Here is a 19865-nt window from a genome sequence, read left to right as displayed (position 1 = left end):
ATGATGACTCTCCGACTTCTCGACGCCGCGGGCGCGGTGACGGATGCCGAGCTGCGCGAGGGCGGCGGGTACTCCCGCCCGTCCTCGCCGCTGCAGAGCCGCGTCGCCTACGCCGCCGCCCACGTCGTGCCGAAGGTGCACGCCGACAACACCCCCGGCCAGCCCGCCGACATCGACTGGGACTCGACGCTCGCGTTCCGCCGCAACGTGTACTCGTGGGGACTCGGCGTCGCCGACGCAATGGACACCGCGCAGCGCAACATGGGCCTGGATGCCGCGGCGACGCGCGAGCTCATTGCCCGCAGCGCCGAGGTCGCCCGCGAGGAGGGCGGCTCGGTCGTGGTCGGCGTCAACACCGACCACGTCGCCGACTCGCACATCTCGCTCGACCAGGTGATAGACGCCTACAAAGAGCAGCTGCACTTCACCGAGGAACAGGGCGCGGGTCCGGTTCTCATGGCCTCGCGCCACCTCGCGAGGGTGGCGACGGATGCCGACGACTACCGCCGCGTCTACCGGGAGGTGCTCTCCTCGGCCACCGTGCCGGTCGTGCTGCACTGGCTCGGAACGGCTTTCGACCCCGAGCTCGCCGGATACTTCGGAGCGGACGACTGGCAGACGGCATCCGCTGTGCTGCTCGATGTCATCGCCGAGAACCCCGACAAGATCGCCGGCGTCAAGATGAGCCTGCTGAACGCCGAGTCCGAGATCTCGGTGCGCGAGCGTCTGCCTGAGGGCGTTCGCATGTTCACGGGCGACGACTTCAACTACGTCGGCCTGATCGGCGGCGACTCCACCCGGCCGTTGAGTGAGGAGCGAAGCACCGAGACGAAACGCACCCACTCCGACGCGCTGCTCGGCGCGTTCGCGGCGATCACCCCGGTGGCATCGGCGGCGATCCAGGCGTTGGATGCCGGAGACCCCGCGCGCTACCTCGAGATCCTCGGCCCGACCGAAGAGCTCAGCCGTCAGGTGTTCGCTGCTCCGACGTTCTACTACAAGACGGGGGTCGCGTTCCTCGCCTGGCTCAACGGGCACCAGCCCGCGTTCCAGATGGTCGGCGGACTTCACTCGGCACGGAGCCTTCCCCACCTCAGCCGCATCGTCGAACTCGCCAACGCGTCGCTCGCGCTGGAGGACCCCGAGCTCGCGCGCGAGCGGTGGCACGGGATGCTGCGCCTGAACGGCATCGATGCGGGGAGCGTGACCGCATGACCGTCGACCCCCGCCTGTCGATCAACCAGGCGACCATCAAGCACGCCGATCTCGCGACCGCGCTGCGGGTGACGGCGGATGCCGGCATCCAGGCCATCGGTCTGTGGCGCGAGCCCGTCAACGAGGTCGGACTCGACGTCGCCGCGCGGATGCTGACCGACTCCGGTCTGCGGTTCACCACGCACTGCCGCGGCGGCTTCTTCACCCTCCCCGAGGGGCCGGAGCGCGTCGCGGCCCTCGACGACAACCGCCGAGCGATCGAGGAGACCGCGACGCTCGCCGCATCCGGGGCTGACGGATCGACGGCCGTGCTCGTGCTCGTCGCCGGCGGGCTGCCGGCCGGGTCGCGTGACCTGATCGGCGCGCGCGAACGTGTGCGCGACGCGATCGGAGATCTCGCCGCCGACGCGAAGGCGGCGGGGGTGACGCTGGCGATCGAGCCGCTGCATCCGATGTATGCCTCCGATCGCGCGGTCGTCTCGACGCTCGGCCAGGCGCTCGACATCGCGGCCGACTTCGACGCCGATGTGGTGGGCGCGGCGGTCGACACGTTCCACATCTGGTGGGATCCGCAGGTGCTCGAGCAGATCGCGCGCGCCGGTCGTGAAGGCCGCATCGCGACGTACCAGGTGTGCGACTGGAAGACCCCGCTCGCCGCCGACGTGCTGCTGTCGCGGCACTACACGGGCGACGGGGTGATCGACTTCGGCTCGCTCACCCGCGCTGTGATCGACACCGGATACGACCGCGACATCGAGGTCGAGATCTTCAACGCCGACATCTGGGCGGATGCTCCCGAGAACGTCGTGCGGCGCACGGCCGAGTCCTTCGGCGCCGCGGTCTCACCGCACCTGCGCTGACGGCCGGGACTTCAACGTCTGGGCTTGCACGGCGCGGGCGTGCCACCTCTGTGTCACCGGTGTGCCGTCTGCAGGACCAGGGCACGGATGCCGGGCCGGAACACGGTTTCTGGTCCTGCATCCGTCCCTCAGTCCTGCAGACGGTACGGGGCTCGACGTCGGAAGATACGGGACTCGACCGTGGAACAACCGGGGACCGCAGACGGCACGGGGCAGACAGCACGGGGCAGGCGGCCCCGGGGCGCCGACATGACGCAAGCCGCCGGACGCAACCCCCGAGACACCGACGCGGCCCCTTGAGAGGATGAACCCATGACGAAGATCCGCCCAGGACTCTGCTCGGTGACGTTCCGGGCGCTGAGCGCCGAACAAGTCGTCGAGCTCGCAGCAGAAGCACGGCTCGATGTCATCGAGTGGGGCGCCGACACGCACGTGCCGGCCGGTGACGTCGATCAGGCGGCGAGGGTGTCAGGGCTGATGTCGGATGCCGGGCTCGTGTCGTGCTCCTACGGTTCGTATTTCCGCGCCGGCACCGATGAGTCGATCACCCCTGTGCTCGACACAGCCGAGGCTCTCGGTGTCGACCGTGTGCGCGTCTGGGCGGGATCGATCGGATCCGACGGGGCCGCACCGCAGGACTGGGCGTCGACGATCGCGCGACTGCAGGATGCCGTCGACGAGGCGAACGCCCGAGGCATCTCCCTCGCGCTCGAGTTCCACTCGGGCACGCTCGCCGACACCGCGCCGACGACCCTCCGGGTGCTCACCGAGGTCGCGAGGCCGACGCTCAGCACCTACTGGCAGCCCACTGTCGGTGCCGCGGTCGAGACGGTGCTCGACGAGTACCGTGCGATCGCCGACCACGTGACCGCCGCGCACGTGTTCTCGTGGTGGCCCGACCACGAGAGGCTTCCGCTGCGGGCACGCGATGCCCTCTGGACCCGGTTCTTCGGAGAGGCGCAGTCTGCGCCCACCCCGCCGAGAGACGCGCTGCTCGAGTTCGTGCCCGGCGACGACCCGGCGATGCTGCGCGGCGAGGCCGCCACTCTCCGCTCGTACCTCTCGCTCTAGCGTCGTCATGCTCCGCAGGACTCAGGATGCCGCGGCCCCCGGAGGATCCCAGGCGCCGCCCGTACCGCGCAGTAAGCTCAGGGCATGAGTCAGCAGGAAAGCCCTTCCCGGGTGCGTCAGCCGCGGCATTCGCGAGGCGCAGCCCCGACCCTGCACGACGTGGCCCGTGAGGCCGGGGTCTCGCTCGCCACGGCATCCCGTGTTCTCAACGGATCCGAGCGCAAGGTCGCCGAGTCCTTCCGTGAGCGCGTCGAGCAGGCGGCGGCCGAGCTGGGCTACACGGCGAACGCGTCTGCACAGGCCACAGCTCGCGGCAGCTCGCCCGTGATCGCACTGCTCGTCGCCGACATCGCCGACCCGTACTTCGGCCTCATCGCCGCCGGCGTCGCCCGCGGAGCCGACGAGCAGGGTCTCGTCGTCACGATCGCGATCACCGAGCGCGACCCGGCCCGCGAGGCGCGCATCGTGCGAGCGCTGCGCGGACAGCGACCTCAGGGCCTGATCCTCGCCGCCTCTCGCACCAACGAGCCGACCGACTCCGACACCTCGCGTGAGCTGGCCGAGTACGCCCGGTTCGGCGGGCAGGTGGTCACGTTCGGGGCCGGCAGTGCAGAGAACCGGCACGTCGAGATCGACAACCGCGCCGGTGCCGAGGCACTGGGCCGCCGCATGGCGTCGCTCGGCTATCGCTCGGCGATCGCGATCGGCGCGGCCGAAGGGGTGCTCACCTCAGACGAGCGTCTCGCCGGATTCCGGGCGGGCTTCGAGTCAGGTGGAGGATCGATCGATTTGCTGATCCGAGGCGACTTCCGCCGCGAATCGGGTGTGCAGGCGATGTCGGCGGCGCTCGCCGAGGGCGTCGAGCCGGGCACCCTCGTGTTCGGCATGAGCGATGTCGTCGCGATCGGCGCGATGTCGGCGATCCGCGACGCGGGTCGAGAGATCGGCTCCGACATCGCGGTCTGCGGTTTCGACGATGTGCCGTCGTCGAGCGACGTCACCCCGGCGCTCACCACGGTGCGCGTGCCGCTGAGCGAGGTCGGATACCAGGCGTTCCGCGCGACGGTCGACGCCGACTGGCAGCAGGCGGCGCTGCCGCTCGAGGTCATCGTGCGGGCGAGCACACCGAGTATCGCCCGATGACCCGGGTCGTGCTGGCGCCCGACAGCTTCAAGGGCACGATCACCGCGGCGGATGCTGCGGCATCGCTCGCCGACGGCTGGTCGTCAGTCGATCCCTCCGCGACGTTCGTGTATCGCCCGATGGCAGACGGCGGCGAGGGCACAGTGGCCGCGTTCGCCGCGGCCGTGCCTGGGGCGCGACGGATGCCGGTCGTCGTCGATGGTCCCGCGGGCGTGCCGCTCGAGACCAGCTGGTTGCTGCTGCCCGTCTCCGCCGGTTCTCCCGGAGGCACCGGCGTCGTCGACCTCGCCTCGACCTCGGGCATCGAACTGCTCGACGAGCTGCGCCCGTGGGACGCCGACACCACCGGCTTCGGCCAGGCGATCGCCGCCGCCCTCGACCACGGCGTCACACGACTGGTGGTCGGCATCGGATCGAGCGCGTCGACCGACGGCGGCACCGGGATGCTGTCAGCGCTCGGCGCGCGATTCCTCGATGCCGCGGGTGAGCCGGTCGCCAGCGGTGCGCGCGGACTCGCCGACATCGCATCCGTCGACCTCAGCGCGCTGCGCACCGCGCCTCAGGTGCGCGTGCTCACCGACGTCACCAACCCGCTCGTCGGCCCACGGGGTGCCGCGGCGGTGTTCGGGCCGCAGAAGGGGCTCTCCGGCGACGACATCACGCACGTGGATGCCGCGCTCGCGCGTCTCGCCGAGATGCTCGGCCTCGACCCCGCGCTGCCCGGCACGGGAGCCGCCGGTGGCACGGGCGGTGCGCTCGTCGTGTGGGGAGCGACGCTGGCTCCCGGAGCCGCCGAGGTGGCAGAGCTCATCGGACTCGCGGATGCGATCGCCGACGCCGACGTCGTCATCACGGGCGAGGGGTCGTACGACGGTCAGTCCGGCGACGGCAAGGTGCCCTCGTTCATCGCGGGCCTCGCCGCGTCCGCAGGGGCCGCTGTGCTGCTCGCGGCCGGTCGCATCACCGCTGACTCCGATGTGGCGCTGTTCGCGGCATCCGCGTCTCTCACCGACATCGCGGGATCGTCGGATGCCGCTCTCGCCGACCCCGCCCGCTGGTTGCGCGAAGCGGGGGCGCTGCTCGCCCGGTCGGTCTGACCTGCCGCTATCTGCCGCACCCGCCCATCTGTCGCACCCGCTCCCATCCGTCGCATCCGCTCCCATCCGTCGCATCCGCTCCCATCCGTCGCATCCGCTCCCATCCGTCGCATCCGCTCCCATCCGTCGCGTCCGCGCTTCGGGGCTGCCCTTGCACAGCATCCGATCTCGCTCGTCTGCGGTGGTCGAACTCGTCTGCTGTGGTCAAAAACGCATCCGAAATCGCGGTGTCCGTTGGTTCTTTGGCCACGCACGTCCGTGCAACTCCGGGTGGCCCGCACTCCCGGTCTGCGGTGGTCAAAAGCGCATCTGAAATCGCTGGTTCGGGTGCGTTTTTGACCCCGCACCCGCGATGGGTGGGTGGTTCGACCGGGCCTGCGCATGGCGTCCGCCAGGCGGGGTCAGTTTCGCATTGCGGATGCCGGGCGGGGTCAGTTCCGCATTGCGGATGCCGGGCGGGGTCAGTTCCGCACCGCGGATGCCAGGCGGGGTCAGTTCCGCACCGCGGATGCCAGGCGGGGTCAGTTCCGCATTGCGGATGCCGGGCGGGGTCAGTTTCGCACCGGGATCAGCCGTTTCGGGTGTGAAAGTGACCCCGCACCCGGCACCCGCACCCTGCACCTGCACCCGCACCCGGCACCTGCACCTGCACCTGCACGTGCCGGCTCCCGCACCTCCGTGACCCGGATGCACTTCTGCCCCCGCACGGGGGGCGTGCGGGGGCAGAAGACAGACGAAAAGGTGGCCGGGTCAGCCGCCGAGGGCAGCCGACACCACGGCACGAGCCTCGGCCTGCACCTCGGCGAGATGCTCGGGGCCGCGCAGGCTCTCGGCGTACAGCTTGTAGACGTCTTCGGTGCCGGAAGGGCGGGCCGCGAACCACGCGTGCTCGGTCTGCACCTTGAGGCCGCCGATCGCGGCGCCGTTGCCGGGCGCGTGCGACAGCTTGGCGGTGATCTCCTCACCGGCGAGGGTCGTCGCCGAGACGGCATCCGGAGCCAGCTTGCTCAGCGTCGACTTCTGCGCAGGCGTCGCCGGGGCGTCGACGCGCTGGTAGGCCGACGATCCGAAGGCCTGCTCCAGCTCGGCGTACCGCTCCGACGGCGTCTTGCCGGTGACGGCGATGATCTCGGCAGCGAGAAGGCACAGCAGGATGCCGTCCTTGTCGGTCGACCAGACGGTACCGTCCTTGCGGAGGAACGACGCTCCGGCCGACTCCTCGCCGCCGAAGGCCACGGATCCGTCGAGCAGCCCGGGCACGAACCACTTGAAGCCGACGGGCACCTCGAGCAGGCGGCGTCCGAGCGACTCGGCGACGCGGTCGATGATCATCGACGACACGAGGGTCTTGCCGATCGCGGCGTCGCGCGGCCACTCCGAGCGGTGCGAGAACAGGTAGTCGATCGCGACCGCGAGGTAGTGGTTGGGGTTCATCAGCCCGGCGTCGGGGGTGACGATGCCGTGGCGGTCGGCATCCGCGTCGTTGCCGGTGAGCACGTCGTAGTCGGCCTTCTTGGCGACCAGCGAGGCCATTGCCGAAGGGGATGACGGATCCATGCGGATCTTCTCGTCCCAGTCGAGCGTCATGAAGCGCCAGGTCGGGTCGACCTCGGGGTTCACGACCGTCAGGTCGAGGTCGTAGACCTCCTTGATGAGCGCCCAGTACTCGACGGAGGCGCCGCCGAGCGGGTCGGCGCCGATGCGCACTCCGGCGTTGCGGATCGCGTCGATGTCGATGATGGTCGCCAGGTCGCGCACGTAGGCGTCGCGGAAGTCGTAGCCGGGGAGAGCATCCCAGTCGACATCGGCGAAGCGCTCGCGCTTGACGTCGACCAGACCGCCGGCGATCAGCTCGTTGGCGCGGTCGGCGATCCAGCCGGTCGCGTCGGTGTCGGCCGGTCCGCCGTGCGGCGGGTTGTACTTGAAACCGCCGTCACGCGGCGGGTTGTGCGACGGGGTGACGACGATGCCGTCGGCGCGGCCCGGAGCATCCGGTGCGAGCGCGCGGTTGAAGGTGAGGATCGCGTGGCTGAGCGCGGGTGTCGGCACCCAGGCGTCGCGCGAGTCGACGCGGAGGTCGACGCCGTTCGCGACCAGCACCTCGATGGCGCTGCGCTCGGCCGGCAGCGACAGGGCGTGCGTGTCACGACCGAGGAAGAGGGGCCCGGTGATGCCCTGCGCCGCGCGGTAGTCGACGATCGCCTGCGTGGTCGCGAGGATGTGGTTCTCGTTGAAGCTCTTGGTGAGCGACGACCCGCGGTGGCCGCTGGTCCCGAACGCGACTCGCTCGGCGGCGACGCCGGGGTCGGGGACGCGATCGTAATAAGCGGCGATCAGCTCGTCGACATCGATCAGGTCGGATTCTTCGGCTGGTAGGCCGGCGCGGCTCGTCATGCAGACAGTCTGCCCCCATCTCGGCATCCGCGCATCTTCTGGGCGCCCACTGGTGCCCTAAGGTGAAACGCGTGACTGAACGCCGCACCTACAGCTATCTCGGCCCCGCCGGAACATTCACCGAAGCGGCGCTCGAACAGGTCGCCGAAGCGCGAGGCCAGGAATGGCGTGCGGTGCACAACGTCGGTGAGGCCCTCGCGGATGTGCTCGAGGGTCGCAGTGACGCGGCCATGATCGCGATCGAGAACTCGATCGAGGGCGGCGTCTCGACCACGCAGGATGCTCTGGCCACGCTGCCCGGCCTGCGGATCATCGGCGAATACCTGGTGCGGGTCAACTTCGTGCTCGTGGCTCCCCGGGGAACCACGCTGTCGGACGTCAAGGTGATCGCAGCGCACCCCGTCGCCTACGGGCAGTGCCACGGCTGGCTCGGCGCACATCTGCCCACCCACTCGCACGTGCCCGCGGCGAGCAACGTCGCATCGGCGGTCGGCATGCTCGACGGCAGTCTTCCTGCGCAGGCGGCCATCGCCGCTCCCGGCGTCGTGAAGCACCTCGACGTCGACGTGCTGGCCGAGGGCATCGGCGACAACGCCCAGGCCGTCACCCGCTTCGTGCTCGTCACCCGCACCACCTCCGCCCCGGCCCCGACCGGCGCGGACAAGACGTCGCTGATCGTCGAACTCCCCAACGATCACCCCGGCTCTCTCCTCGAGATGCTCGAGCAGTTCTCGACCCGCGGCATCAACCTCTCGCTCATCCAGTCGCGCCCCATCGGAGACGAGCTCGGCCGCTACCGGTTCGTGATCGACGCCGACGGGCATATCGAGCACGAGCGCATGGCCGACGCCCTGCTCGGCATCCGTCGGTTCAGCCCACGCGTGGTCTTCCTCGGGTCGTACCCGCGGGCCGATCGGCAGATCGTGCAGTACCCCGACCGCTACGACGACGACGTGTTCGTCGAGGCGCGCGACTGGCTGCGCGGCATCCTCTCGGGCGAACCCGAAGACTGAGACCGACTCTGGCCCGGCCGCGGTCGTTCCCGATCACACCGGGGAGGGCGGCGATGAGAAGTTCAGGACTCGTCGTCGTCGGCGCGCCAGGATGCCGCCAGTGCGGTGATCGTGGCGACCGCCGCGGCGGTGTCCTCGCGGCTGCCGCCTGCGCGCCCTGCGGCGAGGCCGGCGAGGTAGGCGCTGAGCGGGGCAGCCGGACGGGCGACGCCGTGCGCGACGTCGCGGGCGAGATCGAGGAGCAGCCCGATGTCGACCGACTCACGGTCGATCCCGAGGGCGGTGGAGGCGGCGGCGGTCCAGTCGTCGAGGGCCTCGACCGGAAGATGCTGCGGCTTGTCGGTCATGTCGTCTCCTCGTCCGGTGCGTTGCCGCGCGGGGGTGTCTGCGCCGTTGCGCTGGGTGTCTGCGCCGTTGCGCGGGCACGTTCGAGATCGTCCCACGTGTCGACGTCCGTCGCCAGGTCTCCTGCCGGCACCGCGGTGACGGCGAGGCCCGCGAGCAGTGACCGGATCGAGGCATCGCGGCCGCCGTCGGGCAGGGCAGCGACAGCCCTGCGCAGCACGTCGGTGCGATAGAGACCGATCAGCCACTGCATCCGTCCGGAGCCGTCGGCCAGGCAGATGCCGTCTTCGCCGCTGGCGAGGGGCGGATGCCGACGCAGCAGCGCGACCGCCTCTTCGGCGTTGGGCAGATCGGCCGCCAGCACGAAGACTTCGTCGCTCTCGGCGTTCGCGAGCCCGGCAGCGATGCCGGCGACCGGACCGCCGAACTCGGGGGCCTCGCGAGTCCAGGCGACCTCGCCGTGCACGGGCACCGGCGGGCCCACGACGATCGGGTCGCAGCCTGCGACGGCCGCGATGGCCCGATCGAGCAGCGTGCGGCCAGCGACCTCGAGCAGCGGCTTGGCGGCGCCGTCGAGTCGCGATGCCCGCCCGCCGGCGAGGATGATCGCTGCGGTACCGGGGGTTGCCGCGTTGGCTGCGTTTTCTGCGCTTGCCGCGATTGCTGCGTTGGTCGAGGTCACGAGAGCAGCATCACGTCGACGAGGTCTCCGGCGCCCACGGCAGAGACCTCGGCGGGCACGATGGCGTAGGCATCCGCTCCGGCGAGTCCTGCGGCGAGGTGCGCGCCGGACGATCCGTCGGCGGCTGCCGGGCGCACCGACCATGCGGCGGGGTCGGATCGGTCGACAGCCACCGGCACATACTGCTGTCGTCGGGCCGGGCTGCGCCACCCGGCTGTGGTCGCGAGACGAAGCACCGGGCGTTGCACCGGTTCGCGCCCCTGCAGAGCGAGCAACGCCGGGCGCACGAACGCCTCGAACGATGCGGCGACGCTGGCGGGGTTGCCGGGCAGGCCGAAGATCAGTGCATCGTCGATGCGCCCGAAGGCCTGGGGTCTGCCCGGCTGCATGGCGACCGCGACGAAGTCGATGCGATCGCGCAGCACGTTCTTGACGACCTCGTGGGCACCGGCGCTGACGCCGCCCGACGTGACCACGACATCGGCATTGCCCGCGCGCACCGCGTGGTCGAGGAGTGCCGTGAAGGCGGCATCCTCATCGGCTACCGTGTCGACCGAGATCACGTCGGCACCCGCCTCGGCGCACATCGACGCGAGCAGCACCGAGTTCGACTCGGGGATCTGCCCGCGGGCCAGGTCTGCGCCGGGGGCAGCGAGCTCGGTTCCCGTCGAGATCACGGCGACCCGAGGGCGACGATGCACGTGCACGGTGTCGACGCCTGTGGCCGCGAGGGCCGTCAGCTGCAACGGCCCGAGCATCGCCCCCGCCCGCGCGACGACGGCACCGGCGCGCACTTCCTCCCCGCGGCGGCGGATATGGGCGCCCTCCCGGAGAGGCGCGGTCGTCACGATCGCCGCGGCATCCCAGGCCTGCAGCCCGTCACGCGTGTGCTCGAAGGGTACGACGGTGTTCGCGGTGCGGGGCACGGGAGCGCCGGTCATGATCCGGACGGCCAGCCCTGCACTCAGCACGGGTTCCTCCGCCGAACCCGCCGGCAGGTCGGCGATGACACGGAGTTCTGCAGGGTGCTCGGCCGTGGCGACCTCGACGTCGGTGAAGATGACGGCGTATCCGTCCATCGCGGAGTTGTCGAAAAGCGGCACATCGACCCTGGCGTGAACGTCGGCGGCGAGGGTGCGACCGGCTGCCTGCGAGATCGGCACCGCCTCTGTGTCGAGCGGTCGGGCAGCGGCGAGCACCTTCGCCTGCTGCTCCTCGACCGTCAACATGGCCGGGGGAGCGAGGGAGGTGGCGTGTCGCATGCAGTCAGCGTACGACGGTCGCGGGGATGCCCCCGCGACCGCGTCGCCCCTCTGCCCCTTTTTCCCCGCTTGAAGGTCAGTGCTCGCGGAACATCGGCCAGCCGCTGCCTGGCAGCATGTGCGAATGCAGCGCGCCCTTGGCCGATTCCAGGTTCGGGTACGTGCCTGTCGCGGCATCCGATCCGGCCATGACGACGGTGTATCCCTCGTCATCGTGTCGGATGCTGCCGACGACTCCGTTCGTGCCGTAGGCCACCCAGAGTGCGAGGGTCTTGGTCGTGCTCATCATCGAACCCCTTCCGTTGCTCGTGACGCTACGCCCCGGCGCACCGGAATACCAGCCCTTGTCGGTGGTGCGTGCGCGGCGGAGCGCGCCGTCGCGGGGCCGCGGGCGTGCGCCGTTTGCGGGGTCACTTTCGCATCCCCGCCGTTTGCGGGGTCACTTTCGCACCGTAAAGGAGTGATTCGGATGCCGAAGTGACCCCGCCTGTGGGCAGGGGTGCGAAAGTGACCCCGCCTGGAAGCTTTGACGAGGGTCGTGAGCGGGGGATTCTGGACCCACTGTATTCTCCCGGAACCCCGTGAGCGGGGTCACTTTCGCACCTCGAAGGGGCGATTCGGATGCCGAAGTGGCCCCGCCTGTGCGCAGGGGTGCGAGAGTGACCCGGCCTGAGGCCTGAGGCACTGGGAGCTGGAGCGAGGAGGCGGGAGCGGAGACGCACAGTGCAGGGAACAGTCAGCGGCGGGATGATCTCGCCCGACGGATGCGGTCGAGCAGCGGTCCTGGGTCGCCCGCCAGGTCGAGCTGGGTCACGCGGATGACGATCCATCCGAGGTCTTCGAGCTCGCGTTGTCGCTGGATGTCGCGCCGCCACTGATCGCGGCTCGTGCGGTGCCCGTCGCCCTCGTATTCGATCGTGATCTTGAGGTCGGGGTAGGCCATGTCGCAGCGCGCGATGAGAAGAGCGTTCTCATAGACCTCGTGCTGCACGACGGGTTCAGGTAGACCCGCTGCCACGATGAGCAGCCTCGTCTCGGTTTCCTTCGGCGATTCCACCCCTTCGCGCGCACGGGACAGCGCGTCACGGACTCGGCGAGACCCGGGGAAACGGCCCCAGACCTGCAGACGCTGCTCGATGTCGGTCACGGTGAGCGGCGGACGCCCCGCACGCAGCCCCGGATAGTTGTCTGCCGCGCTGATCAGGGCGTCGAGGGCGATGATCACGTGATCCTCGGTCAGCGCCGCGGCGCACATGAACAGAGCTGCGATCGGATCGATGATCGGGATTCCGCCGATTCGCCAGGGTTGGGCGCGTCCCGCTGCCAGGCGTCGACCGGCGACGCCGCTGCGCCGGACGCGCGAAGAACCCGTCGCCACGACAACGATGATCGGCGCATGGACGGTCCAGATGCCGGGATGCGGATACCCCCACACCCGCATCGCCGTCTCCCCGCCGATGAGCTGACCACGCTGCAGGCGGGGCGCAAGGGCGGCGACTCGATCGAGCGGTGTCTCCGCAGCCGTGACCGAGCGCACCCCGCGGAAAGGGCGGTCGAGATCGCGCGCGGAGACGCGGCCCCGACCTATGCCCGCGGCGGCGGCCTGCTGCACGGTGAAATGGCGGCCGAGTTCGTCGGGCAGGAGTATCCGATGGCGCATCCGATCAGGTTCGTTGATCCGATGCGCCGTTCTCGTCCGGTGATCGCGCGGATGCCGAGAGATGTGGAGAACTCGCGCCTGTGGCCAGCATCCGCGAACGAGTGACCCGGCGCGATCCTCTGGTGCCGCGAGCGGGGTCACTTCTGCATCTGGCGCCGTGAGCGGGGTCACTTCTGCATCTGGTGCCGTGAGCGGGGTCACTTCTGCATCTCTAAGCGGCTTCTCGGATGCGAAACTGACCCCGCACGGGAGCACGGAGCACGGGTGCGAGGGCGCCCGGTGCCCGCGAAGCGGCCCCCTACAGGGCGGCGGCGATGAGCTCGAGCGTCTGGGCGCGGCCGGCGGCGGCGTCGCGCGGCTCCGACTCGTAGGCACCGGCGACGGGCGAGAGCATGACCTCGTCGACGCCGTACTTCGCGGCGAACTCGCGCACCTCCGCGGCGACGGACTCGCCCGTGCCGACGAACCAGCGTGAGCGTGCGGTCTCCACGACCTGGTCGGTCGCAGCATCCGACTCCGCGGCCAGCGCCTCTTCGACCGTCTCGAGCGCGATGAGCGGCTTGTTCAGCCGCAGGCGCGACATCATGCGCAGCTGCGGCAGGGCACGGGCCTCGGCCTCCTCCTGCGTCGGCGAGGCGACGACGTTGACCGTGAGGAACGTGCGCGGTTCGGGGTGCTCTTCGCTCGGCTGGTAGCCGGTGCGATAGAGGTCGAGCGCTCGTTCGAGGCCTTGACCCGAGAAGTGGTTCGCGAAGACGTAGGGCAGTCCGTGCGATGCGGCGAGCTGCGCCGAGTAGTCGCTCGATCCGAGCAGCCAGACCTCGGGGCTTCCGGTCGCGGCGGGCGTCGCGTGCACCGTGTACTCGCCGCCCGACGTGAAGCGCACGGTGGCGCCCTCACCCGAGACGAGCGCGGCGATGTCCTGCACGTTGCGGGGGAACTGCTCGACGTCGCTCGTGGTGCCCGAGCCGCGCAGCAGCTGGGTGATGACCGGGTCGCTGCCGGGGGCGCGGCCGAGGCCGAGGTCGATGCGGCCGGGCGCGATCGCCTCGAGCGCGGCGAACTGCTCGGCCACGATGAGCGGCGCGTGGTTCGGCAGCATGACGCCACCCGATCCGAGTCGGATCTTCGTCGTGCGCATCGCGGCGGCGGCGATCAGCACCGGGGGAGTGGTGGATGCCACAGCCGGCATGTTGTGGTGCTCGGCGAACCAGTAGCGGCGGTAGCCGAGGCGGTCGGCGGTGGCGGCGAGGTCGAGGGAGGAGGAGATCGCCTCGGCACTGGTCTGGCCGGTGCGAACCGGGACGAGGTCGAGGACGGAGAGCGCGGTGGAAGTCATCCCCGAATGCAACGGTGGGGGCGGGCGGGGCATTCCCGCTCGCCCCCACCTCGTGTCAGGCGGCGATCGACTGTCGGTTGTCGCTCGACTCGACCTCGATCTTGCGCGGCTTCGCCCGCTCGCTGACCGGGATGATCACCGAGAGCACACCACTCTCGTATGAGGCGCTGATCGCGTCGAGGTCCACGCCGTCGCCGAGCGAGAACTGACGGAGGAACGAGCCTGCTCCGCGCTCACGGGCGAGCCAGCGGACGCCCTCACGACCGTCGGCCGTGCGCTGCGCGCGGATCGTGAGCTGTCCGCCGTCGAGGTCGACGTCGATCGAGCCCGGATCGATACCGGGAAGATCGGCGTGCAGCACGTACCTGTCGCCGTCGCGGTAGAGGTCCACCGGCATGAGACGCGGTGCGCGGACGGAGTCCAGCACGCTCGCAGCGAAGCGGTCGAGCTGACTGAACGGATCGAAGGACATGGCCATGAGTGTCTCCTTTCGTGTGGCCCGGATGGGCGTTTCGGGTGCAGATTATCTGCATCCATTGCTATAGATTTTTTATAGAACAACGCGAGATAGAATGCAAGTGCCGAGAGAGGGAGGTGCCGATGGCTGACCGTGATCCGAGCATGCCGGTGTACGGCATCGCCGTCGCCGCCCAGCTCAGCGGCGTCCCCGAGGCGAGCCTGCGGCTCTTCGAGGCGAAAGGTCTGGTCACCCCCGCGCGCAGCGACGGAGGCACGCGTCGGTACAGCGACGACGATCTCGCACGCATCCGTCGGGTGACGGGCCTGCGTGTCGAGGGCATCAACATCGTCGGCATCCGACGAGTCCTCGATCTGGAGGATGAGAACGCCGGACTCCGCGACGAACTGGCCGACGACCGTCCCTGACCCCCTGGACGCGCCTGGCCTCGAGGCTGTCGGGCAGTACTTTAGGGGCATGGATGCCGAGATCTTCTACGTGCTCGTCGGTGCTGTCGTCGTGGCGGCGATCGCCCGATGGCGCGGCTGGCCGGCTCCGCTGCTAGTCACGGTGGTCGCGCTGGCGGCATCCTTCCTGCCCTTCGTGCCCGAGGTCGAGATCGACGGGCATCTGCTGCTGAACCTCGTGCTGCCGCCGCTGCTGTACTCGGCGGCGCTCGACGTGTCGTTCGTCGGCTTCAAGCGCAGCCTGCCGCAGATCCGGCGGCTCGGCGTCACCCTCGTGCTGCTCACCGCGGTCGCCGTGGGCCTGGTGGCGTGGTGGATCCTGCCGTCGCTCACCCTTCCCGGCGCCCTCCTGCTCGGCGCCATCGTGGCACCACCCGACGCGGTCTCGGCCGCGGCGATCGGCCGCAAGCTCGGGCTTCCACGCCGCATCATGACGGTGCTCTCGGGGGAGAGTCTGATCAACGACGCGACCTCGCTCACCCTCTACCGGGTGTTCGCGGCGATCATCGCAGGGGCGACGCTCACCGTCTGGGACGGCATCTGGCAGTTCCTGCTCGCGGTCGGCGTGGGCGTCGCCGTCGGACTCGTCTTCGGCATCGTGCTGCACCAGCTGCGCATGCGCATCAGCGACCCCGTCGTGATCGGCACCTTCGGGCTGCTCGCACCGTTCGGGGCCTATGCGATCGCCGAGCACCTGCTCGGCTCGGGTGTGCTCGCGGTCGTCGCGATGGGCCTCTATGTCGGATACAACTCGCCCCGCACCGACTACACGACCCGCCAGCAGGAGGCGCCGCTGTGGTTGTCGGCCGACCTGCTGCTCGAGAGCTTCGTGTTCGCGTACATCGGTCTGCAGTTCCCGCGCGTGCTCAGCGACCTCGGCGGCGAGGAGGTCGGCCGCATCCTGCTGCTGTCGGGAGTGGTGCTGCTCGTGGTGCTGGTCGTGCGTCCGCTCTACGTCTACCCGGCGAACGGGTGGGCGAACTTCCAAGACCGCAGACGACTGGAACGCTGGGATCGCACGGTCGAATCCGGGGCATTCGACGAACGCCGCCGCGACTCGAAACGCTGGAAGCAGTACAGCGCCGAAGAGCTGCGGTCGAAGATCGTGCGCGATCGCATGGCGGGCCTGCAGCTCACCTGGAAGGACATCGCCGTCATCTCGTGGGCGGGCATGCGCGGCGTGGTGACGCTGGCCACCGCGCTCGCCGCGGCGGATCTCGCGGCTCTCGACACCGAGCCGTCGCATGCGATCGTCGTCGTCGCGTACGTCGTCACCGTCGGCACACTGCTGCTGCAGGGTCTGACTCTGCCGCTGCTGATCCGCGGGCTCGGCATCGCCAGCGACGTCGACGAGGAAGAGGACGAGCGCGCGATCGCCGACGTCAAGGCCAAGAGCCGCGAGGCGGGCAAGGCCTTCCTCGCCGAGAAGCGCGTCGAGTGGGTCGACAAGTACGGCAGCGTCGACATCGGCGTCTTCGACGCGTTCACGAAGCGCATGACCAGGGTCGAGAAGGCCGCCGACGAGGCGCAGGAGGTCGAGGAGGCGGTCACTCGGCCCTCCTACGAAGACCTCGCAGCACTGACACGCGGATGGCTGCAGGTGCGCCGCGACATCCTGCTCGCGGAGCGAGACGCCGGCAACCTCGACGAGGAGGTCATGCGCGAGCTGATGGCCGCGATGGATGCCGAGGAGCTCGCCCTCGACACCCGTGCCGCTACGCGTCTGCAGGGTCGCGCCTAGCGGGAGACAGACGAGCGCCCCACCCCGGGATGGAGTGAGGCGCTCTGTCGATCAGACGGCGGGTCAGCGGGTGCCGGCCGGCTCGGTCTCGGATTCCGGGGAGCCGGACGCTGCGGCATCCGCCTCGGGTGCATCGTCGTCGGCCGAGTCGTCGGCGAACGGCAGGCCCTCGCGCGGTGCGTTGTAGAGCCCCTCGTCGAGGATGCCCTCGCGCTTGGCGACGATGGTCGGCACGAGCGCCTGGCCTGCGACGTTGACCGCAGTGCGGCCCATGTCGAGGATCGGGTCGATCGCGAGCAGCAGGCCGACGCCCTCGAGCGGCAGGCCCAGGGTCGACAGCGTCAGCGTGAGCATGACGGTCGCACCCGTGGTTCCCGCGGTGGCGGCCGAGCCGACGACCGAGACGAGCACGATCAGCAGGTACTGCACGAGGTTCAGCTCGATGCCGAAGAACTGTGCCACGAAGATCGCGGCGATGGCCGGGTAGATCGCGGCGCAGCCGTCCATCTTCGTGGTCGCGCCGAACGGCACGGCGAACGAAGCGTACGAGCGGGGTACGCCGAGGTTGCGCTCGGTCACGCGCTCGGTGAGGGGCAGCGTGCCGATCGACGAACGGCTGACGAAGGCGAGCTGCACAGCCGGCCAGACGCCGGAGAAGTACTGCGTGATCGACAGGCCGTGCGTCTTGACGAGCACGGGGTAGACGACGAAGAGCACGAGCGCGAGGCCGATGTAGACGGCGATCGCGAACCAGCCGAGCGAGGCCAGCTTCTCCCAGCCGTACTTGACGACCGCGGCGCCGATGAGGCCGAACGTGCCGAGCGGGGCGATGCGGATGATCCACCACAGCACCCGCTGGATGACCTTGAGCAGCGACTCGGTGAACGAGAGGAACGGCTCGGCCTTCTTGCCGGCCTTGAGCGCCGCGATGCCGACGGCGACCGCGATCACGATGACCTGCAGGATGTTGAAGTTCACGCTCGACGTGAATGTGCCGTCCGTGGCGCCCGGGTTCGTGCTGACGCTGAGTCCGAGGAAGTTCTGCGGGATCAGACCGAGGAGGAAGTTCCACCACGTGCCGACCGTGTACGGTTCGCCGGGCTCGAGGCCTGCACCGGCGCGGTTGCCCGGCTGGATGACCAGTCCGAGCGTGATGCCGATGATCACGGCGATGAACGCGGTGATCGCGAACCACAGCAGGGTCTGGCCCGCGAGGCGTGCGGCGTTCTGCACGCGGCGCAGGTTCGAGATGCTGGCGACGATCGCGGTGAAGATCAGCGGCACGACGGCGGCGCGCAGCAGCGTGACGTACGAGCTGCCGATCGTGTCGAGCGTGGCGGAGAGGCCGTTGGGGCTGTCGGCGGGGGCACCCAGCTGGCGCGCGATCAGGCCGGCGGCGATGCCGAGGACGAGGGCCGCGAGGATCTGGAAGCCGAACGAGGTCAGCAGCTTCCGGACGGGACCGCGAGTGTCGGGCGCCTTCGTGGGGCGGGCGGTGGTGCTCATGGGATCGAGGACTCCAGAATCGGTGCGCGCCGTGTGCGCGCTATCCGTCCACGCTAGGAGTCACGCCGGAATCCCGAGGTCGAGATGACGAAGGATGACGGATGCCGCGGCATCCGTCATCCTTCGTCGATCAGGGTGGCGCGCGTCAGCCCGCGCACTTCTCCAGGTTGTCGGTGAGGATCTGCGTGGTCAGAGCCTTGTCATCCTGGCTGGACTGCTTGTCCTCGCCGTTGGCGATGTAGGTGAGGGTCTCGTTGCTCAGGTCGGAGTCGACGAGGGCCTCGGCGAAGCAGGTGGCGACCTCGTCGGTGACGGTGTCGCCGAGCCCCTGGTCTTCGTAGACCTTCTGGATGCCGTCGGCGACGTCGTCGACCGCAGGGCGCGACGAGCCACCGCAGGCGGCGAGCGAGAAGGCCAGTGCCGTGATGGGCAATGCCATGAGGATGCGGGCGGGTGTGCGCAGGTTCCGGTCGTTGAGCTTCATGTCGTCGACGCTATCGACCCACAGAAGATTCATAGAAGGGGTTGCGCGGGGTATGCAGTGTGTGATGCTGCCTGGCCTGGTCGCGATCACCCTGTTCTGCCACGATGGCCTCATGTTCATGGTGACGACGAACGACATCCCCGGCTACCGCATCACCCAGGTGCTCGGAGAGGTCATGGGCCTCACGGTGCGATCGACCGACTTCGGACAGGGCTTCGCCGCCGGGTTCCGCTCGCTCGGCGGTGGCGAGATCCCCGAGTACACGCAGGTCATGTACGAGGCGCGCCAGGTCGTGATGGGTCGCATGTGGGCCGAGGCTCAGCAGCGGGGCGGCAACGCGATCGTCGCCATGCGCTTCGACGCCGGGTCGATCCAGAACTTCACCGAGATCTGCGCCTATGGCACCGCCGTGGTCGTCGAGCCCCTCGCGCCGGTCGCGCAGCCGCCCCAGCCGCCGCAGGCCTGACGGCTCGCGTCAGCTGCGTCGACGCTCGTTCGGCGCGACCACCGTCAGCTGGGGAAAGTACGTGAAGTAGCGCGAGCCGTCTCTCGTCAGCAGACGGTACCGACGCTCCAGCGCGTGCGCGCCGATGTAGAAGTCAGGGAGCGGTGACGTACGAGACCCACGCCGTCGTCTGTATTCGAGGAACGCGGCGGCCGCGGCGAACGCCGCCTCGTACGGAAGATCGTCGCGCTGCACATCCAGCGTTCCGAGTGCTCTGTCCAACGCAGCGGCTGTATCGAAGCGGACAGAGAGCTCCGCATAGATGATCGGGTTGATGATCAGTCGGCCTGCATCACGGGCTGCAGCGAGGGCGGAACTCGACCAATCAGCCCAGTCGGGGTCGTCGGAGAAGACGTCCAGCAGGACGTTCGTGTCGACGAGAGTTGCGACCTCACTCGCCACGCGTGAGTTCCATCACCTCGGCGGTGGTTCGGCCTGCGCCGAGGATGCCGCGAACGCGCAGGACCGCCTGCTCGCCGCGAGTCAGGTCCTGGGCTCGGACGATTCGCAGTACGCCGCCGTCGTCGATCACGTCGACCTCGTCGCCCGTTGCGAAACCGAGTCGATGACGCAGCTCGGCGGGGATCGTCACCTGCCCTTTGCTGTTGAGCCTCATTCGATCCC

The 19865-nt window shown here is 69.6% G+C and carries 22 protein-coding genes; 9 read left to right on the top strand and 13 right to left on the bottom strand.

The window, feature by feature from the left end; all coding sequences use genetic code 11:
* From FIV50_RS15085 to FIV50_RS15065, 5 genes are all read left to right on the top strand, one after another.
* Nucleotides 1-1215, top strand: coding sequence for a dihydrodipicolinate synthase family protein (locus tag FIV50_RS15085; RefSeq protein WP_140038132.1), 1215 nt, complete (start codon nt 1-3; stop codon nt 1213-1215).
* Nucleotides 1212-2075 carry a sugar phosphate isomerase/epimerase family protein gene (locus tag FIV50_RS15080; protein WP_140038131.1) on the top strand — a complete coding sequence of 288 codons (864 nt, stop codon included), beginning with the start codon at nt 1212-1214 and terminating at the stop codon, nt 2073-2075. The genes FIV50_RS15085 and FIV50_RS15080 overlap by 4 nt, the downstream gene beginning before the upstream one ends.
* Nucleotides 2076-2387: 312 nt before the next feature.
* A complete protein-coding gene (locus FIV50_RS15075) occupies nt 2388-3146 on the top strand; it encodes a sugar phosphate isomerase/epimerase family protein (RefSeq protein WP_140038130.1) in 759 nt (252 codons plus the stop codon).
* Nucleotides 3147-3230: 84 nt separating this feature from the next.
* Entirely contained in the window at nt 3231-4289 is a 1059-nt protein-coding gene (locus FIV50_RS15070; RefSeq protein WP_140038129.1) for a LacI family DNA-binding transcriptional regulator, read from the top strand.
* Entirely contained in the window at nt 4286-5386 is a 1101-nt protein-coding gene (locus FIV50_RS15065; protein WP_140038128.1) for a glycerate kinase, read from the top strand. Before FIV50_RS15070 ends, FIV50_RS15065 begins: the two co-directional genes overlap by 4 nt.
* A 297-nt stretch (nt 5387-5683) precedes the next feature.
* Here the strand turns inward: FIV50_RS15065 and FIV50_RS15060 are convergent, their stop codons facing one another.
* Complete coding sequence (locus FIV50_RS15060) at nt 5684-6019, bottom strand: hypothetical protein (RefSeq protein WP_140038127.1); 336 nt, start codon at nt 6017-6019, stop codon at nt 5684-5686.
* A gap of 117 nt (nt 6020-6136) precedes the next feature.
* Nucleotides 6137-7780: a phosphoglucomutase (alpha-D-glucose-1,6-bisphosphate-dependent) gene (gene pgm, locus FIV50_RS15055; RefSeq protein WP_140038126.1), complete on the bottom strand. Its 1644-nt coding sequence runs from the start codon at nt 7778-7780 to the stop codon at nt 6137-6139.
* 62 nt (nt 7781-7842) lie between these two features.
* Between pgm and pheA the strand changes: the two genes are divergently transcribed.
* The gene (gene pheA / locus FIV50_RS15050) at nt 7843-8793 is read left to right on the top strand and encodes a prephenate dehydratase (protein ID WP_140038125.1); all 951 of its coding nucleotides are present in this window, start codon (nt 7843-7845) and stop codon (nt 8791-8793) included.
* A gap of 62 nt (nt 8794-8855) precedes the next feature.
* On the opposite strand, the gene FIV50_RS15045 is transcribed toward pheA, so the two are convergent.
* From FIV50_RS15045 to FIV50_RS15015, 7 genes are all read right to left on the bottom strand, one after another.
* The gene (locus tag FIV50_RS15045; RefSeq protein ID WP_140038124.1) at nt 8856-9140 is read right to left on the bottom strand and encodes a DUF6457 domain-containing protein; all 285 of its coding nucleotides are present in this window, start codon (nt 9138-9140) and stop codon (nt 8856-8858) included.
* A complete protein-coding gene (gene mobA / locus FIV50_RS15040) occupies nt 9137-9820 on the bottom strand; it encodes a molybdenum cofactor guanylyltransferase (protein ID WP_258184298.1) in 684 nt (227 codons plus the stop codon). Before mobA ends, FIV50_RS15045 begins: the two co-directional genes overlap by 4 nt.
* Nucleotides 9817-11082, bottom strand: coding sequence for a molybdopterin molybdotransferase MoeA (locus FIV50_RS15035; RefSeq protein WP_258184297.1), 1266 nt, complete (start codon nt 11080-11082; stop codon nt 9817-9819). Before FIV50_RS15035 ends, mobA begins: the two co-directional genes overlap by 4 nt.
* Nucleotides 11083-11158: 76 nt before the next feature.
* A complete protein-coding gene (locus tag FIV50_RS15030; protein WP_140038123.1) occupies nt 11159-11368 on the bottom strand; it encodes a methyltransferase in 210 nt (69 codons plus the stop codon).
* Between the two features lie 450 nt (nt 11369-11818).
* Complete coding sequence (locus FIV50_RS15025; protein WP_140038122.1) at nt 11819-12742, bottom strand: hypothetical protein; 924 nt, start codon at nt 12740-12742, stop codon at nt 11819-11821.
* A 298-nt stretch (nt 12743-13040) separates the two neighbouring features.
* Entirely contained in the window at nt 13041-14081 is a 1041-nt protein-coding gene (locus FIV50_RS15020; RefSeq protein ID WP_140038121.1) for an LLM class flavin-dependent oxidoreductase, read from the bottom strand.
* 55 nt (nt 14082-14136) lie between these two features.
* A complete protein-coding gene (locus FIV50_RS15015) occupies nt 14137-14559 on the bottom strand; it encodes an Hsp20/alpha crystallin family protein (RefSeq protein ID WP_056374219.1) in 423 nt (140 codons plus the stop codon).
* Nucleotides 14560-14681: 122 nt separating this feature from the next.
* Between FIV50_RS15015 and FIV50_RS15010 the strand changes: the two genes are divergently transcribed.
* On the top strand, nt 14682-14966 hold the full coding sequence (locus FIV50_RS15010) for a MerR family transcriptional regulator (RefSeq protein WP_140038120.1): 285 nt from the start codon (nt 14682-14684) through the stop codon (nt 14964-14966).
* 49 nt (nt 14967-15015) lie between these two features.
* Nucleotides 15016-16746, top strand: coding sequence for a cation:proton antiporter domain-containing protein (locus FIV50_RS15005; protein WP_140038119.1), 1731 nt, complete (start codon nt 15016-15018; stop codon nt 16744-16746).
* 63 nt (nt 16747-16809) lie between these two features.
* Here FIV50_RS15005 and FIV50_RS15000 read toward each other — a convergent pair whose 3' ends face one another.
* Nucleotides 16810-18252, bottom strand: coding sequence for a dicarboxylate/amino acid:cation symporter (locus FIV50_RS15000; protein WP_181164239.1), 1443 nt, complete (start codon nt 18250-18252; stop codon nt 16810-16812).
* A gap of 145 nt (nt 18253-18397) precedes the next feature.
* Nucleotides 18398-18736: a hypothetical protein gene (locus FIV50_RS14995; protein WP_140038118.1), complete on the bottom strand. Its 339-nt coding sequence runs from the start codon at nt 18734-18736 to the stop codon at nt 18398-18400.
* A 64-nt stretch (nt 18737-18800) separates the two neighbouring features.
* Between FIV50_RS14995 and FIV50_RS14990 the strand changes: the two genes are divergently transcribed.
* Nucleotides 18801-19202, top strand: a complete 402-nt coding sequence (locus FIV50_RS14990) for a YbjQ family protein (protein WP_258184296.1) — start codon at nt 18801-18803, stop codon at nt 19200-19202.
* 9 nt (nt 19203-19211) lie between these two features.
* Here the strand turns inward: FIV50_RS14990 and FIV50_RS14985 are convergent, their stop codons facing one another.
* Nucleotides 19212-19643, bottom strand: coding sequence for a type II toxin-antitoxin system VapC family toxin (locus FIV50_RS14985; protein ID WP_140038117.1), 432 nt, complete (start codon nt 19641-19643; stop codon nt 19212-19214).
* Nucleotides 19633-19857, bottom strand: a complete 225-nt coding sequence (locus FIV50_RS14980; RefSeq protein WP_140038116.1) for an AbrB/MazE/SpoVT family DNA-binding domain-containing protein — start codon at nt 19855-19857, stop codon at nt 19633-19635. The genes FIV50_RS14985 and FIV50_RS14980 overlap by 11 nt, the downstream gene beginning before the upstream one ends.
* Nucleotides 19858-19865: the final 8 nt, after the last annotated feature.

The organism is Microbacterium foliorum (assembly GCF_006385575.1).
GTDB lineage: Bacteria > Actinomycetota > Actinomycetes > Actinomycetales > Microbacteriaceae > Microbacterium > Microbacterium foliorum_B.
The sequence above is the reverse complement of the archived record's forward strand: the minus strand, read 5'-3'. Positions and strand labels throughout refer to the sequence as shown.

What these genes read in the sequence shown, in the direction of transcription:
- FIV50_RS15085 (WP_140038132.1), top strand. Translation starts at nt 1, where the DNA reads ATGATGACTCTCCGACTTCTCGACGCCGCGGGCGCGGTGACGGATGCC.
- FIV50_RS15080 (WP_140038131.1), top strand. Translation starts at nt 1,212, where the DNA reads ATGACCGTCGACCCCCGCCTGTCGATCAACCAGGCGACCATCAAGCAC.
- FIV50_RS15075 (WP_140038130.1), top strand. Translation starts at nt 2,388, where the DNA reads ATGACGAAGATCCGCCCAGGACTCTGCTCGGTGACGTTCCGGGCGCTG.
- FIV50_RS15070 (WP_140038129.1), top strand. Translation starts at nt 3,231, where the DNA reads ATGAGTCAGCAGGAAAGCCCTTCCCGGGTGCGTCAGCCGCGGCATTCG.
- FIV50_RS15065 (WP_140038128.1), top strand. Translation starts at nt 4,286, where the DNA reads ATGACCCGGGTCGTGCTGGCGCCCGACAGCTTCAAGGGCACGATCACC.
- pgm (WP_140038126.1), bottom strand. Translation starts at nt 7,780, where the DNA reads ATGACGAGCCGCGCCGGCCTACCAGCCGAAGAATCCGACCTGATCGAT.
- FIV50_RS15045 (WP_140038124.1), bottom strand. Translation starts at nt 9,140, where the DNA reads ATGACCGACAAGCCGCAGCATCTTCCGGTCGAGGCCCTCGACGACTGG.
- FIV50_RS15035 (WP_258184297.1), bottom strand. Translation starts at nt 11,082, where the DNA reads ATGCGACACGCCACCTCCCTCGCTCCCCCGGCCATGTTGACGGTCGAG.
- FIV50_RS15030 (WP_140038123.1), bottom strand. Translation starts at nt 11,368, where the DNA reads ATGAGCACGACCAAGACCCTCGCACTCTGGGTGGCCTACGGCACGAAC.
- FIV50_RS15025 (WP_140038122.1), bottom strand. Translation starts at nt 12,742, where the DNA reads ATGCGCCATCGGATACTCCTGCCCGACGAACTCGGCCGCCATTTCACC.
- FIV50_RS15020 (WP_140038121.1), bottom strand. Translation starts at nt 14,081, where the DNA reads ATGACTTCCACCGCGCTCTCCGTCCTCGACCTCGTCCCGGTTCGCACC.
- FIV50_RS15015 (WP_056374219.1), bottom strand. Translation starts at nt 14,559, where the DNA reads ATGGCCATGTCCTTCGATCCGTTCAGTCAGCTCGACCGCTTCGCTGCG.
- FIV50_RS15010 (WP_140038120.1), top strand. Translation starts at nt 14,682, where the DNA reads ATGGCTGACCGTGATCCGAGCATGCCGGTGTACGGCATCGCCGTCGCC.
- FIV50_RS15005 (WP_140038119.1), top strand. Translation starts at nt 15,016, where the DNA reads ATGGATGCCGAGATCTTCTACGTGCTCGTCGGTGCTGTCGTCGTGGCG.
- FIV50_RS15000 (WP_181164239.1), bottom strand. Translation starts at nt 18,252, where the DNA reads ATGAGCACCACCGCCCGCCCCACGAAGGCGCCCGACACTCGCGGTCCC.
- FIV50_RS14995 (WP_140038118.1), bottom strand. Translation starts at nt 18,736, where the DNA reads ATGAAGCTCAACGACCGGAACCTGCGCACACCCGCCCGCATCCTCATG.
- FIV50_RS14990 (WP_258184296.1), top strand. Translation starts at nt 18,801, where the DNA reads ATGCTGCCTGGCCTGGTCGCGATCACCCTGTTCTGCCACGATGGCCTC.
- FIV50_RS14980 (WP_140038116.1), bottom strand. Translation starts at nt 19,857, where the DNA reads ATGAGGCTCAACAGCAAAGGGCAGGTGACGATCCCCGCCGAGCTGCGT.